Below are 15,237 nucleotides of genomic sequence, written 5' to 3'. Positions count from 1 at the left end.
CTCTATTAATGAAAAATTAAATATTTATATAGCTTTGAAAAAAACTCCCAGTTTCCATGCCTGATACCAGCCAGCAATACGATCAAGTAATCCAGACCTGTCGCGATCTGTTCATCAATAAAATGAGTGATTATGGCAGTGCATGGCGCATCTTGAGGTTGCCATCGCTTACCGATCAGATCTTAATAAAAGCGCAGCGCATACGCGGACTTCAAACTCTAACGGAATCCAAAGTTGATGAAGGTCAAGAAAGCGAATTCATAGGCATAATCAATTATTCCATCATGGCATTGATCCAACTGGAAAACGGAATTGCAGAACAGCCAGATCTCAACACCCAGCAAGCCACGGAATTGTACGACAAACACATCGCCATCACAAAGCAGTTAATGATGGACAAAAACCACGACTATGGCGAGGCCTGGAGAGAAATGAGAGTGAGTTCGCTAACAGATCTAATTCTCCAAAAACTCCTTCGCGTCAAGCAAATTGAGAACAACGCCGGTAAAACCATCGTATCAGAAGGTCTGGATGCTAATTATCAGGATATGATCAATTATGCGATTTTTGCGATGATACACCTAGACGCTTAGGCGTCAAATTCCAAACCTCAAACCTCAAATCTCAAACTGAAATTTGCCATGTCAGTTCGAGCTGTTCCCTGAGCGCAGCCGAAGGGGCGGCCGAGAACAGTTGTGTTGTGTAGTAATAATCTAATTAGTGTCTTTTTGAACAATATCACCAATTATTGATATGCTGTGCAAATCGCGATTACCAATTATTTAAATTCCTCAGTTTTATAAAACCCTATTCCTTGTTGTCACCCTGAATTCATTTCAGGGTCTCTTGAGGTAAGGCTAGGAATCTGTCAAATTCCGAATTCTTTGGACTTTAGTTTTTATTTATTCACTTAAATTAGGTTTTAATCTTCATTTGTTTTTTTTTGACAAAACTTTAAGAAATGAAGAAGCTTCACTATCAAATATTTAAGTTTTTTTATTTATTTCCGTTATTTTTATTAAGCAGTTGTGTGGTGGATGATTATCCTCGCCTACCAGTGTCGGAAAAATTAGAGACTGTATCTATTGACGAGGCTAAAGGTCTTTTCACTCACGTTACTACTACTCGCACTTCTTCCCGTATAGGAAGTTTTTTTAAAAAAAGCAGTCAGACGCTACTTGTGGTTCCGGATTGGGAAACTTATGATCTTGCAGATATTGAGTTGTCTCAAGCACAACTAGCTACCGTAAAGGCAACGATAAACGTAGAATCAGATTTGCTATTTAAAATGGTATTCCTAAAAGAAGGTAATTCGTATTTTGGAGCGATAGAGGCAAGGAACCCCATTAAAGAAGATGCCAATGGTGATATGATGGATGGAGATTTATATTATGTAGACTTTAATGGCGTTTTAATGGGAGGCTATAAATTAAAGGATAAACGAATTACTCATAAAATAAATCGTAAGGTTGAAACGACACAAGCTGGGTTTGCCTTTATGACGACCTTAATATTTCAAGATGAAGGTGATATTTTGTGGGATTTAGGAGAGCTAGACGATTTAGTGGTAATAGCTTATCCTCCTAGAACTATTATCAATTGGTCTTTTATTCTACATGATTTTGGAGATCATATGATTCCAACGGAGAATTTGTATGATCCTGAAGATCCTATTGCTGGTGGCGGTGGTGGTTCAGCTCCTAAATGTCCGCCGAACACAGGTAAAGTATTAAATTCTAATGGAGATTGCGATTGTCCTAGTGGTAAAGTTGAGGATGTTAATGGAGTTTGCGTGTTTAGTGATGATTCTAATTGTGAAAGAGCTAAAGAACGAACCAATAATAACACGTTACAAATGAAAGTTTCAAATTTGGTAGCTAAGTTGAGCGAACCAGATGAGACAGGTTATCAAGTTAACCAAAATGCAAATGGTACTAGTTATAATTTTGTTCAAGGAACAGATGCGAGCACACCAATTCCACATGACGCAGACACTTATGGTGCAATACACACACATTGGAATTTATACTCATTACCACCAATTACTGACCCAAATAATGCAAATTTTGGAAGAACGCCCACTCGTAATACTATTAAAATGTTTTCTCCCACAGATGTAAAATGGCTATTTAGCTTAGCAAGAAAGAAATATGATTACGGTAGAACAGAATGGGAAAATGAACTTGATATTCAACAATGTTTTGTAATGGTAGTTACAGATTTAGGGAATTATTTATTACAAATAGAAAATGTGCAACAAATGCTAATGGGTTTTCCTCGCAATTTTGATTCTAAGGATGAGGATATGCTAATAAGATATAAAAAAGCACTTGAAAACGATACAGAACTTGGTCTGTTGAACTTTTTAGACAAAGAGTTTCAAATTAAAAATGTTGGTCTGTACAAACTAAATGAAAACGATACGACTACAAAAATTCAAAAAACCCAAAACGGCCTAAAAATTGTATCACCATGTTAACAAAATATTTAAAAATGAAAATTTTATTTATAATAATGTTTTTGTCTATAACCTGCCTATCTCAAAGAGTGATTTCTATAGAGCAGCAAACAGAGTTTAGAGCCAATCAAAATTTCCCTAGCACCGTAAGGGAAGTTCGAGATTTAAATAATTCATTGGATAAGTTTTTAGGATCCTGGGTAGGAGAGTATAAAAATTATCGTTACGAGTTGACTGTTACTGTTGAAGATTATTATAACAGCTATACATCGATAACTACTGACAACTTAAATATAAAATTTGTGATTAGAAATTCATCTGGCGCAGTTTTATTAACCAGTGATGTTTCGAACAAATCCAGTGACATGGTATGGATAGGTATTAATGAACGTGGAGAGCATGAGTTTAGTATGAAAGATTCTTGCTCTGGTGGAATCACTGCAATGATGGAACCTTCTTATTTGAATGGTGGTGAAGTAATCAATGTTGAAAATCCCGATAGATTGGGATTTTATTTTTACACAGGAAGAGTTGGAGGTTTGGAATATGAACCTGCAACCACAGGACCCTGTGATGGAATGTCAAAATATTTCCCAATTTTAGGAAAAGCAAATCAATTATTTACGGTTAAGCGTCCCTAGCTATGCTAATTAGATTAAAACTAAGTAATGGCTCAAACTATAATTTCCACTTAATCCCACTACCCATACTGGGTTTCTGATTTTCAGGAACCTTTTTGTTTCCCAGTAATGCATCGATAGCTTCTCGCATGGATCTTCCTGTTAATGGGATTCCATTACTAGATCTGGAATCGTTTATCTAGCCTATCTAGATCAACACAAGCTTAAATTGTGTTTTATAATGGTGATAACATAAGTGCTGTGAAAAATGCGATAAAGAAGTGAGATCTGAACGCAGTTTACCTCACCCCAGCCCTCTGCAGCGGAGAGGAAGCTTAAAGGTTGATTATTAATTCTTGATTTGCTGTCGCAAATAGTGATTGCCAATTGCCTATTTTTTGTTTTACCGCATACCTTATCCCACCTAACTTTTCCATTTAATTCCACAACCTACACTAGGCTTCTGATTTTTCATTACTTCCTTATTGCCTAATAAAGCATCAATGGCTTCTCGCATGGATCTTCCTGTTAATGGGATTCCATTGCTAGGCCTGGAATTATCCAGCTGACCACGGTAAATAAGCTTGTCTTCGCTGTCAAAGAGATAAAAATCGGGAGTACAGGCAGCTTGATAAGCTCTTGCGACATCCTGACTCTGATCGTATAAATACGGGAAAGGATACGCATTTTCATAAGCTGTTTGCTGCATCAACTGCGGTCCATCTTGTGGATATTTCTCAACATCATTACTGGAAATTGCTACAAAACCAAAACCAGTCGCTCGGTAATCATTTGCTAGGCGTACAATTTCAGGATTTATATGCATCACAAAAGGACAGTGATTGCAAATAAACATTACCACAGTGCCTTTTGATCCCTTCACATCTTCAAAGGATAACATTTCCTCGTCCACAGTATCTAGTAACCTAAATGCAGGAGCCTTGGTTCCTAAAGCTAACATGGTAGAAGAAGTCAAAGACATAAACGATTTTTTAAATTGAAGTAACAAGATACAAACCATTCTCTTAGTCTGCCATTAATGTGATACACAACGTTTGTAATTACTAAAGTTTTGAAAATGCTAGCAGTTGGTTTTTCTTACTTGATTAACTTTAATCAAAACAACCATAATGACTGATTTCAAAAACGGATACGATACATTATCCACAGCTATAGAAGATTTACAATCCATGGGCTATAACGTAGACTATGATCTAGTAGAGGATGGGCTAAAATCTAAAAACCTAAAGAAAAAATGGAACGCTGAAGAACTTGAGGTCGTAAAGTTTTACAGATTTGAAGGTGTTTCAGATCCAGGAGACAATACCATACTATTTGTTATTGAATGTAATGATGGTAATAAAGGGTTGTTAGTTGATGCTTATGGAGCTGATGTTTACATTTCTCCAAAGATGATTGAAAAGCTTAGAATGAATGACCAGTAATCTCACCTGGGACGAATTTACTAAAGTAGATATGCGCGTCGGCACTATTGTCGACGCGTTTTCATTTCCAGAAGCCAGATGTCCAGCATATAAAATGGAAATAGATTTTGGTTCAGAAATCGGGATTAAAAAGACAAGCGCGCAGATTACAGATCATTATAAGCTAGAAGATCTTAAGGGCAAACAAATTATTGCTGTAATCAATTTCCCCAAAAAGCAGATCGGTAATTTTATGAGTGAATGTCTTGTGCTAGGATCGGTTGATGCAGATCATAAGGTTATTTTGCTACAGCCAGAGCGCAGTGCACAAAATGGTGATAGAGTAGGATAATGGTTCAGTAAAAATATAGATTTAATATGAGCCAGTTGATTTGTTTCAACTTTTAAAAATCTCAAAACCCAACTCGTGATTATGGCGTTTTCAAAATAGATTGAGCAATCCATTCCTTAATTCAGCTTGTGCGTGAGTCAAGAAATTAAGAATAAAATTCTTTGTAATACCTAAATCAAAAAAAAATGCTGGACGTAGGTCCAGCATTTTTTTTTGATCCATCTAATTCCTTAAATTGGGATTTGTAATTTGTAATTTGTTTTTTGCCAGCTCCGCTGGCTACATTGCCTTCCCAAAGAAAATGGCATTCATCATCAACTTATTGGTTCCATACCAGAATGCACGGAAGTTGGTGTTATCGGTAAATCCAATAACCTCACCGCGGCCATAATTATTATGCTGGAAAGGCACTGTATTTTTAATGGCGTCAAGATTAATTTTAGAGCTATAACCTGCCATCAATGGCTCGTCCGTATATCTGATTGGATTCTTGTAAGAGGTGCTATCTGCTTCTATAAACATGGTTGAATTTCTGAAAATAGGTAGTGTGCTATTCTTGTAACCGAATGCAACCGGGTGCGAGCGGTCTAGCTTAGTTTCAAATATGGATCCACCGATCACTTGAGCACCGCTAAAATCACTTCGTTGCTCGAAAGTGACATTCTTGGCTGGGTTCTCAGTGGACTTGAAAGTCACAGGCAACATTTTCTCACTAGACATCCATCGCAATGCATTTCCATAACCGATAAGAGTTCCGCCAGATCTCGTCCAGGTCTTAAGGCTTTCCACTACGTTTTTATTGGGACTACCATAAGTATTAGGAAATATAATGGTGTTGTATTTTGAAAGGTCTGCACGACTCATGCGATCCAGTTCAATTTTAGTAATTGAAATATCGTAACGTTGATCCATTAAGTGCCAGATCTCTCCTGCATCGTATGGATCAATACCATTACCTATTACTAAAGCAATCTTCGGATCTTTTAATGGCACAAAAGAATTAGAACCTAAATCGATTCCCATGGTGGCACCAGTGTTTACGGCATCGATAATAACGCCTGTATCCATTTGATGTTTGTTCAAACGATCTCTTAATTCTGCTGGTGTAAAAGGCTGTCTTGACACTGGAATCATTATCGTTCCATAGTCATAGGATTTCCCATTAAGTTCAAAAGGCTGCATGGCTACTTTAGCAATAATGTTATCTTTCAATAAATCATTTAAAACCTTAGGAGCATAATATTCATTCCACTCCATTAAATAGGCATAGGAAGATTCAGTTAAAGTATTTTTAGTCTGGTTACTCTTTTGAATCTTGAATTTACCATCGATCATCGAGGAAGTTACCGGCGAACTTGATATGCCAGACCCAGCGCTCATGGAATAATCCATGTTGAAAGCTAAAGGAAACGTCCAGGCGCTGATGTCGTAAAATAAACTGTCCGTAAACGTCGTCGTCTTTTGAAACATTGCGTTAATGAGTCGGCTTTTCTTTTGAGCTGTTGGAATGATGTATGCATGTCCTTTCGTGTATTGTTTACCATCCACTTTGACGTCTTCTGTAAGTTCTTTCAATTCAATTTCATGCCTTAATAAAACCTCTGCAAATGCATCAGTTTTTCCAGCGTCTTTTGAATCTCCAAAAATAATAGAGCCATTCTTTGATTCTTTAGCAGCGTCTTTATAAAACTTAGCTTGATAATTAAGAATGGTAGAACGCATGCCGTTTGCTGCTGCTAGAGTACTCATAGCAGCAGTAAACTGATTTCTAATAGTAAATGGAAAAGTCAAAACACCATTAACTGATTCCTGAGCGTGACCACGGGAGCTGGCTTGCTCAAACAGAATGCCTATACCACCATTCACATCTGGAAAAGTTGATCCCTTACCGTAATAGAAGTCATCAAAACTTTCTTCAGAATAATAAAACGAACCTATTTTATCCAGCGCCGCAGCATGATAAGTTCCTATTTCCTTAGTTAGATCTTGATTCATTTGTGGTGTCAAGGGGTTCGTTCTGGATGGAATTCCTGGTTGGAAAAAGAAACTAGAGTTGGTTCCCATCTCATGATGATCCGTTAGAATATTAGGCATCCACTTATTAAAAGATGCGATACGAGCGCGAGATTCTGGCAATTGTACTGGCAACCAGTCGCGATTCATATCAAACCAGTAGTGATTTGTACGTCCACCCGGCCAGGCTTCATCATATTCACGATCGTTTCCATCTGTCGTGATATTCTTATTTTTATGTTGATTTACCCATCCCGCAAAACGTTGCAAACCATCTGGATTGAAACTAGGGTCTAGTAGGATGATGGTATTTTGTAGTTGTTGTTCAATTTCAGGTCCTTGTGCTGCTGCAAGATAATAGGCATAAAGCAAGGAAGCATTTGAGCCACTGGGTTCATTACCGTGTATGGAAAAACCTTGATATATTACAATAGGAGCTCCATCGCTGGAACCATTCCCGTCAATTCTATCTTGATGAGATTGACGTATGGACTCTAGATTCCCCTGGTTTTTTGAAGAAGTTACGGTGAGGAGAATCAGCGGGCGGTCTTCAAAGGTTTTTCCTCGAGTTTCAATGGTGATGCGGTCACTAGCTGCTGCAAGCGCCGTCATATATTGAACTAATTTATCATGCGTGACGTGCCATTTTCCCGGGACGTAGCCTATAACTTCTTCTGGTGTAGGGATGGAGGAATCATAAGTGACATCGCTCGGTAAGTAGTAATCCATTTGAGGATCCACGGTAACTTGTGCGGTCATCGCTTTCGCGAAAGCGAAAAATACAATAATCAGTAGGTAGCTATATTTCATAGTGCTGGAATTAAATGTGCTAAACTAAAAAGCCCTTCATGTCGAAAGGCTTTTAATAAGTATGTGAGCGATCTAAATGTCGTCAAAATCTATATTAGTAAAACTCGCGGGATGGTTGGGTTCTGCTGCATCAGCCTCTGCTGGTGGTGCAGGCTCATCCTTTTTAAAATCGGTTTGATGGCGGTCAGAAATGACCTCGTCGCCCTTTTTATCGATAATGTAATCCGTAACTTCTTTAAGTGTCTCACCGAATTCTACAAAATCTTCCTTGTATAAGTAAATTTTGTGTTTCTTGAAGTGAAAACTACCATCATCGTTGGTAAATTTTTTACTTTCTGTAATGGTAAGATAGTAGTCGTCTGCTTTGGTAGAACGTACGTCAAAAAAATAAGTCCGTCTGCCTGCTCTAACTACTTTGGAATAAATCTCTTCCTGCTCTTGATAGTCTCTATCGCTCATGATCGTTGATTGGAATTAGTAAACAATCAAAAATAGGAAAAAACTTAAGAAGCAGACCCACTTTTTACGCTTACTGTTCCAGCATCTGGTTTGCATACAAATCTGCATAATAACCGTTTGCTTCCATAAGTGATTGATGGCTGCCATTTTCAATAATTCTACCATCGTCAAGAACGATAATTTGATCTGCATTTTTTGCAGAACTGACGCGATGGCTTACAATTATGGTCGTAGAGTTTTGAGTTACCTTTTTAAGGTTGTTCAGGATTTGCTCTTCTGTTTCTGTATCAACAGCACTTAAACAATCATCAAACAGTAAAATGTTAGGTTTCTTTATAATGGCTCGTGCAATGGAAACTCGTTGTTTCTGACCACCACTCAATGTAATACCGCGTTCACCCAGCACTGTTTGATAACCTAATGTGAAGTTTTCTATGTTTTTGTGAACTACAGCGTTTATTGCGGCAGCTTTGATTTCTTCCTCGCTCGCATCTTTTTTACCAAAAGAGATATTATTTCCTATAGTATCGGAAAATAAAAATGCGTCTTGTGGTACATAACCTATAGACTTGCGTAAATCATCTAAATTCAAATCTCGTATAGGCGTTCCATCTATCAAGACAGTACCATCTGTTACATCGTACAATCTCCCTATCAATTCTAAAATAGTGGATTTACCGCTGCCCGTTTTACCTAAAATCGCTAGAGTTTGGCCTGCGTTAATTTTAAAAGAAAGGTCTTTAAGGGCATGAATGTTAGTGTCTTCATAGGTAAAATTGACCTTATTGAATTCAATACTACCAGAAACAGGTGTGTGCGCTTCCATAAGATTCTGGATTTCTGGCTCAATATCCAGAAATTGATTGATGCGTTTTTGGGAAGCTTCAGCCTGTTGGATCATATTAGTTACCCAGCCCACGACTGCTACCGGCCACGTCAACATATTTACATAAATAAGAAATTCAGGAATCGCACCTACTTCAATCTCACCAGCGATAACCTGACGCCCACCTATATATATGACCAGAATATTACTCAATCCTATTAATAGAACCATCATAGGGAAAAACAGGGCCTGTATGCGGGCAAGATCAATGTTTTTTTCTTTGCTATCATTTGCTACTTGGGCAAACTGAGTGTTCATTTGCGGCGCAAGGTTGTAAGCCTTTATTACAGAAATACCGCTAAAAGCTTCTTGAGATATCGTGTTGAGGTTGGATAAATACTGCTGTACTAACGTGGATCTTTTGTGAATCTCGCGACTCACCACATAAATAGCAATCGATAAAAAAGGCAATGGCAATAATGTGTAAAGCGCTAGAGTAGGGGCCGTTTCAATCATTGCGGGAATCACGACTGCAAACAAAGTAACCATATTAATAGTATACATTATAGCTGGTCCCATATACATGCGCACCTTAGAAACATCCTCACTTATGCGGTTCATCAAATCACCGGTGCGATTTTTCTTATAAAAGCCTAAGGACAATTTTTGATACTGGACGTAAATAATATTCTTTAAATCGTATTCCAGGTGGCGTGAAACCACAATTATCAACTGTCTCATAATAAAGGTCAATCCAGCCGCTAGCAAGGTTGATCCTATAATTATACCTATATAAAGTAGCAATTCATCTTGAACCACATCAATGTCCGTGCGCTCGCCATTACTGTAATCATTTAGTAGATTTATGATCTTACCTACATATTTAGGCAAGTAAAGAGAAAGATATCTGGAGATAATGGTGACAATGATGCCGCCTATTAGCTGCCATTTGTATTTAATAAACAGTCTGTTAAGCTTCTTGAGTTCTTTCATAAATGTTGCGGTCGCTTGGTATTTTTTAAGAGCGATATACTATTTGTTGCAAGTCGTTGTTCGGTATGTAAAATCACGCTACTTTTGCACGTTTTTTAAGCCCTAAAACGGCACAAATGATTATCATATGTCTAAAGAATTGAATGCTATAGAGCAGTTAATAAATCAAGATCCGGTATTCGGGCAACTGTCATTTAACGACCATGAACAGGTTGTTTTTTGCAACGACAAAGATACAGGTTTAAAGGCCATCATCAGTATCCACAATACTGTATTGGGACCAGCATTAGGTGGTACTAGAATGTGGAACTATGGTAACGAGTGGTCTGCATTGAATGATGCATTGCGTCTTTCCCGTGGAATGACCTATAAAAGTGCTATTACTGGATTGAATTTGGGCGGTGGAAAGGCCGTTATTCTAGGTGATGCAAAAACCCAGAAAACTCCAGAGATGATGCGCAAATTCGGTGAATTTGTTCATAGCTTGAGTGGTAAATACATCACTGCAGAAGATGTGGGGATGACTACAGAAGATATGGACACCGTTCGGGAAGTGACGCCATATGTTACTGGAATTTCAGAAAGCAAGGGTGGCGCAGGAAATCCATCTCCTATTACCGCTTATGGTGTTTTCAATGGTATGAAAGCCGCAGCACATTTTAAGTATGGAAGTGATGTTCTGGAAGACAAGGTTATTTTTGTAGAAGGAATAGGAAATGTAGGAGAAGCGCTAGTGGAATACCTTACTCAAGAAGGAGCAAAGGTTACTATTGCTGACATTAACCGCGACCGCCTGGAAGAAGTAAGTGCTAAATACGGCGCTAAAATCTATGAAGGTTCAGATCTTCATGCAGAGCCTATGGACATTTATGCTCCTTGTGCTCTGGGTGCTACCATTAACGATAATACGCTTAGTAAATTACAGGCAAGTATTATTGCTGGGGCTGCAAATAACCAACTTGCAGATGAAAACAAACATGGTATGTTGTTGCAACAGCGAGGTATTGTTTACGCTCCCGATTTCTTGATCAATGCCGGTGGAATCATTAATGTTTATGCAGAGTTAGAAGGTTATGACCGTGCAGAAATCATGCGTAAGACAGAAAATATCTATACCACTACCATTGAGATATTGAACAAGGCTCAACAAAATGGTATTACCACACATTCTGCGGCATTGCAGATCGCTCAGGCGCGCATCGATGCAAGACGTGCAGAACAGCAAGGATAATAGCTAGGAAAAAAGTATTTTTGCCATCCCTAAAAGCTGCTTTGTAGCAATAGGGTTTATAATAATTTCGCTTTCGCGAAAGCTGACTCAACCACAGCTCGCGCAGCACTTAGAAAAATAGTTCTTATGCTTACCCGTCGACATTTGCGCATTAAGGTTATGCAGGCCGTTTTTGCTTTTCAAAGACAACGCCCTGACGATCTTAAGGAATTAGAAAAATTCCTGAACACCAGCATGACGCAAACGTTTGTATTGTTCCTTTATATGGTTCAATTGCTCATTGAAATTCACAAACTTGCTGAAAAACGCTATAATCTCGCGCAAGTGAGATTCACTGGATCTGAGGCTGTCAAAAACCCCAGTCGAGCGCTCATTGAAAATAAAGTGCTTGTTGAACTGGCCAAAAGCCCTTTGATTAAAGAAGCCCTTCAAAAGCGTAATTTGAATCCATGGCATTTAGATTCTGCATATGTAGAGCGGCTTTATGATAAGATCATCAACAGTAAGGAATTTATAACCTATGCAAGTGTAGATTCTGATTCTATTAAAAAGGATCAGTCATTCATAAATAACATTTTTGCAGAAATCATTGCACCTAGCGATGAACTACTTGACTTTCTAGAGGATGAAAATATTACCTGGGTGGATGATTATCCACTGGTTAATACGGAAATGATCAAATTTATCCGGAAAATTAAAGTTGATAAGGAAATTAAATTGCCAGAACTGGTAAAAGAACCGGACGATATTAAGTTTGCCATGGATCTTTTTAGAAGAACTGTTTTAAATCATGAAGAACTATGGGCGCGTGTGGATGGTAAAACGCCCAACTGGGATTCTGAACGCATCGCACAGATTGACAGTGTTATGATTGTAATGGCGCAGTGTGAATTTCTTTACTTTCCCAGCATTCCCGTTAAAGCAAGTTTGAACGAATATTTAGAGATTTCTAAAGACTACAGCTCTCCTAAAAGTAGTGTGTTTATCAATGGAATTTTAGACAATCTACTCAAGCAGTTCCAGAAGGACGATATGATTAATAAGATAGGAAGAGGAACAATAGAGTCCTAGCGTTAACTTTGTTTTGGACAGTGGGTTTGGTTATCTTTGCAAAGCTTAAAAATATCAAGAAAATGAAAAAAATCGTATTATTATTTGCAGCAGTTGCTGCAATATCGCTAACAAGTTGCAATGAAAACGCATCAGCTAAAATTGATGAGGCGAACCTTACTGCAGCTGCAAATAGAGAATCTGTAAAAGCTGACTTCCCGGTAATGACTTTTAATGAAGCAGAGTATGACTTCGGTACTGTTTCTGAAGGAACTGTTGTGGAGAAAGAATATTCTTTTACCAATACGGGAAAAGCACCACTTATTATTGTAAATGCTAAAGGTAGTTGTGGTTGTACTGTTCCTACATGGACAAAAGAGCCAGTAGCGCCAGGAGAAGAAGGTACATTACTTGTGAAATTTAACACCAGTGGTAAGCCAGATGCTCAAAGTAAATCTGTGACTATTAAAACCAATACAGAATCTGGTCAGGAAATAATCGTAATTAAAGGTTTTGTTTCTGGAAAGTCAGGAGCAGTTCCTAACGCTTAATTAATTATTATGGACATGAATCAGCTTATAGGGTTTGCGCCTTATATATTAATTATTGTGATTTTCTACTTTTTGATTATCAGACCACAGTCTAAACGTCGCAAAGAAGAAAAACAGTTTGCAGAATCCTTGAAAGTAGGAGACCGTGTAATCATGAGTAGCGGTATTCACGGGAAAGTCAACCAGATTAACGGTGACAAAGGAACTGTGATGGTAGAAACAGGAGCAGGTAAAATGCTTTTTGAACGTTCTGCAATTTCAGCAGAAATGACCAAAAAGATTAATGCACCAGTAGAAGTTAAGAAATAGATTAATTATCTTTTTAATACAAAACCCTTGAGCGATCAAGGGTTTTTTTGTGGCTTCGACTGCGCTCAGCCACCGCAGTTCTGATTGATGTAAAGATGAATATCTCGTTGTCTTAATATAACCATCAGGGCGTTTAGGTTATTCTAAGTTATTTCAACTACCTTAAGATTATGAAAGGTTGGATGTATATATTATTGTGTTCCGATGAAAGTTATTATACAGGCAGCACCAATAACTTAGAGAAGAGATTGATTGAGCATCAATCTGGACTAGGTGCAAATCATACTAAACAAAGGTTACCCGTTACTTTACTATATTTTGAAGAATTTGAAAGAATTCATTTGGCATTTTATCGAGAAAAACAAATTCAAGATTGGTCTAGGGTCAAAAAAGAAGCTCTTATACAAGGGCTCACAGACAATTTGAAAAGATTGTCTTAATGCTTCAATCAAACCTCTCATAAGCGTATAATTCAGAATTCTACGGTTGATGATTCCATTGACTAAATAGCTACTAAAAAAATTTTCTCTTCTCAATTAAGAAGTGTGCTTTGACTTCTAGACTCAAGTTTTTATCATGGTAATAAGGTGGCTGAGCGCAGTCGAAGTCCCGGTAATTCCCGCCAGCTTCCATCTTCCGCGGTTTTCTTGAGCACTTTATTTCGGTGTTCTAATAGTGAAGTCATGTATCTTTTCAGAAAAAGCCTATCTGCTAGCTTTCCTAATATTCCTAGTGGAGAATCATAATCAAAAATGTCTTTCATGGTTGTAACACCTGGTTCTGATCCCGAAAAATGATGTTCATGACGGAATCTTTTAAAAGCACCACTAACCATCTCATCCGCAAAAAAATGTGGTGGTTTCACGTCGGTTATCAAACTGGTCAAATGTTGGGTGATCATAAAATGCCGTGCTTGCCAAGTTACTGTTTCACCCTCTTCTACTAGTCCTGAAACACGTCCTGCAATTGCTTTTTCCTTAGTGTGTTTTAGCGAGCTTTGATGCAAGTCAATACTGCGTGCGAGATCAAAGACTAATTCAATAGGTGCATTTATGGTTGTATGTAAAATGATTTCAGGCACTACTTTTTTTATAAAGGTAAAGCGAATTGAAGTAGTGCATTGTTGCTACCTTAATTAGTTGCGTAAATAAAATAACAATGCCTAAATGATTTATGGATAATCTTTGTATAATACTTGGTTCCTAAGTCAAAGGCAATGCTTCATGATAGAGATCCAGCTCTCTACCAATTTCCCTTTTTAAATTAGGACTGCTCCGTGAGTGCATTTTTGAAATCTACTTTGATCTTATCAATCTACCAATCATGTTCCACGTTAAACTTCGCACAAGCATTCCTAACGAACTAGCACAATTAATTACCTTAGAAAAAACATACAAAATGAAAAAGCTAGGCTTATTAGCGATATTACACGCAAAACCAGAACAAGCAAAAACGGTATCCGACTTTATTAGAGGAGCAATCGATCTAGCTAAGAAAGAAGAAAAGACACTGACCTGGTATAGCTTTCAAATGGATGAAACTACTTTTGGGATCTTCGACACGTTTGAAGATGAGTCTGGTCGTGAAGCTCACTTGAATGGAGAAATTGCCAAAGCCTTGATGGGTAAGGCAGACGAGCTATTAACTCAAGCTCCAGATATTAAGAAAATCGACATATTATCAGCTAAATAAAATCAAAAGATAAATAACAATGAACATTACACTACAACAAGCCGAAACCATAATAGAAAAAGCAAAGGCGAAAGCAAATGAAATAGATACAAAAATGAACATCAGCGTTGTTGATGCCGGTGCAAACCAAGTTGCATTTGTCCGTATGGATGGTGCATGGTTAGGAAGTGCAGACATAGCTCTGAAAAAAGCTAAAACAGCAAGGTATTTTGATATGCCTTCCGGTGAGATCGGAAAATTATCGCAACCCGGAGAATCCCTATTTAATATTGAACATTCAAACGGTGGCTTAATATCCTTTCCAGGAGGAATTCCTCTAAAAGATTCAGAAGGGAATATCATAGGAGCGATAGGCGTGAGTGGTAGTTCTGTGGAAAATGATCATATCGTTGCATCTGCTGGTGCTGGAGCGATTTAAAACTGATTATTAGGTTACAAAAGCCCGCCAC

General features: G+C 37.9%; 17 protein-coding genes. 12 read left to right on the top strand and 5 right to left on the bottom strand.

The window, feature by feature from the left end; all coding sequences use genetic code 11:
• Positions 1–56 precede the first annotated feature (56 nt).
• From IQ282_RS05320 to IQ282_RS05310, 3 genes are all read left to right on the top strand, one after another.
• A complete protein-coding gene (locus IQ282_RS05320; RefSeq protein ID WP_194850812.1) occupies positions 57–593 on the top strand; it encodes a DUF1599 domain-containing protein in 537 nt (178 codons plus the stop codon).
• 368 nt (positions 594–961) lie between these two features.
• Positions 962–2,479: a hypothetical protein gene (locus tag IQ282_RS05315; RefSeq protein WP_194850811.1), complete on the top strand. Its 1,518-nt coding sequence runs from the start codon at positions 962–964 to the stop codon at positions 2,477–2,479.
• A 14-nt stretch (positions 2,480–2,493) separates the two neighbouring features.
• A complete protein-coding gene (locus tag IQ282_RS05310; RefSeq protein ID WP_194850810.1) occupies positions 2,494–3,099 on the top strand; it encodes a hypothetical protein in 606 nt (201 codons plus the stop codon).
• 403 nt (positions 3,100–3,502) lie between these two features.
• Here the strand turns inward: IQ282_RS05310 and IQ282_RS05305 are convergent, their stop codons facing one another.
• Positions 3,503–4,060, bottom strand: coding sequence for a thioredoxin family protein (locus tag IQ282_RS05305; protein ID WP_194850809.1), 558 nt, complete (start codon positions 4,058–4,060; stop codon positions 3,503–3,505).
• Positions 4,061–4,208: 148 nt separating this feature from the next.
• Here IQ282_RS05305 and IQ282_RS05300 point away from each other — a divergent pair, with 148 nt between their 5' ends.
• Both IQ282_RS05300 and IQ282_RS05295 read left to right on the top strand, forming a co-directional pair.
• Positions 4,209–4,523, top strand: a complete 315-nt coding sequence (locus tag IQ282_RS05300; protein ID WP_194850808.1) for a phosphoribosylpyrophosphate synthetase — start codon at positions 4,209–4,211, stop codon at positions 4,521–4,523.
• Positions 4,513–4,854, top strand: coding sequence for a tRNA-binding protein (locus tag IQ282_RS05295; protein ID WP_194850807.1), 342 nt, complete (start codon positions 4,513–4,515; stop codon positions 4,852–4,854). The genes IQ282_RS05300 and IQ282_RS05295 overlap by 11 nt, the downstream gene beginning before the upstream one ends.
• 279 nt (positions 4,855–5,133) lie before the next feature.
• On the opposite strand, the gene IQ282_RS05290 is transcribed toward IQ282_RS05295, so the two are convergent.
• From IQ282_RS05290 to IQ282_RS05280, 3 genes are all read right to left on the bottom strand, one after another.
• On the bottom strand, positions 5,134–7,677 hold the full coding sequence (locus IQ282_RS05290) for a M14 family zinc carboxypeptidase (protein ID WP_194850806.1): 2,544 nt from the start codon (positions 7,675–7,677) through the stop codon (positions 5,134–5,136).
• Between the two features lie 72 nt (positions 7,678–7,749).
• Entirely contained in the window at positions 7,750–8,136 is a 387-nt protein-coding gene (locus IQ282_RS05285) for a PUR family DNA/RNA-binding protein (RefSeq protein ID WP_194850805.1), read from the bottom strand.
• Between the two features lie 70 nt (positions 8,137–8,206).
• Positions 8,207–9,955, bottom strand: coding sequence for an ABC transporter ATP-binding protein (locus tag IQ282_RS05280; protein ID WP_194850804.1), 1,749 nt, complete (start codon positions 9,953–9,955; stop codon positions 8,207–8,209).
• A gap of 127 nt (positions 9,956–10,082) precedes the next feature.
• On the opposite strand from IQ282_RS05280, the gene IQ282_RS05275 reads away from it, so the two are divergent.
• The 5 genes from IQ282_RS05275 to IQ282_RS05255 all read left to right on the top strand — a co-directional run bounded on the left by IQ282_RS05275 (position 10,083) and on the right by IQ282_RS05255 (position 13,536).
• Positions 10,083–11,186 (top strand): Glu/Leu/Phe/Val family dehydrogenase, encoded by a 1,104-nt coding sequence (locus IQ282_RS05275; protein ID WP_194850803.1) that lies wholly within the window; start codon positions 10,083–10,085, stop codon positions 11,184–11,186.
• Between the two features lie 126 nt (positions 11,187–11,312).
• A complete protein-coding gene (locus IQ282_RS05270) occupies positions 11,313–12,257 on the top strand; it encodes a transcription antitermination protein NusB (RefSeq protein ID WP_194850802.1) in 945 nt (314 codons plus the stop codon).
• Between the two features lie 62 nt (positions 12,258–12,319).
• Positions 12,320–12,787 (top strand): DUF1573 domain-containing protein, encoded by a 468-nt coding sequence (locus IQ282_RS05265; protein ID WP_194850801.1) that lies wholly within the window; start codon positions 12,320–12,322, stop codon positions 12,785–12,787.
• Between the two features lie 15 nt (positions 12,788–12,802).
• Positions 12,803–13,096 (top strand): preprotein translocase subunit YajC, encoded by a 294-nt coding sequence (gene yajC / locus IQ282_RS05260; RefSeq protein WP_194850800.1) that lies wholly within the window; start codon positions 12,803–12,805, stop codon positions 13,094–13,096.
• A 170-nt stretch (positions 13,097–13,266) separates the two neighbouring features.
• Complete coding sequence (locus IQ282_RS05255) at positions 13,267–13,536, top strand: GIY-YIG nuclease family protein (protein WP_194850799.1); 270 nt, start codon at positions 13,267–13,269, stop codon at positions 13,534–13,536.
• A 134-nt stretch (positions 13,537–13,670) separates the two neighbouring features.
• Here IQ282_RS05255 and IQ282_RS05250 read toward each other — a convergent pair whose 3' ends face one another.
• The gene (locus IQ282_RS05250) at positions 13,671–14,177 is read right to left on the bottom strand and encodes an SRPBCC family protein (RefSeq protein ID WP_194850798.1); all 507 of its coding nucleotides are present in this window, start codon (positions 14,175–14,177) and stop codon (positions 13,671–13,673) included.
• Between the two features lie 317 nt (positions 14,178–14,494).
• On the opposite strand from IQ282_RS05250, the gene IQ282_RS05245 reads away from it, so the two are divergent.
• Both IQ282_RS05245 and IQ282_RS05240 read left to right on the top strand, forming a co-directional pair.
• A complete protein-coding gene (locus IQ282_RS05245) occupies positions 14,495–14,788 on the top strand; it encodes a putative quinol monooxygenase (protein WP_194850797.1) in 294 nt (97 codons plus the stop codon).
• 19 nt (positions 14,789–14,807) lie between these two features.
• The gene (locus IQ282_RS05240; protein WP_194850796.1) at positions 14,808–15,206 is read left to right on the top strand and encodes a GlcG/HbpS family heme-binding protein; all 399 of its coding nucleotides are present in this window, start codon (positions 14,808–14,810) and stop codon (positions 15,204–15,206) included.
• Positions 15,207–15,237 lie beyond the last annotated feature (31 nt).

It is taken from the genome of Nonlabens antarcticus (assembly GCF_015356755.1).
GTDB lineage: Bacteria > Bacteroidota > Bacteroidia > Flavobacteriales > Flavobacteriaceae > Nonlabens > Nonlabens antarcticus.
Note: the sequence above shows the minus strand (reverse complement) of the source record. Positions and strands in the feature narration are given on the sequence as shown.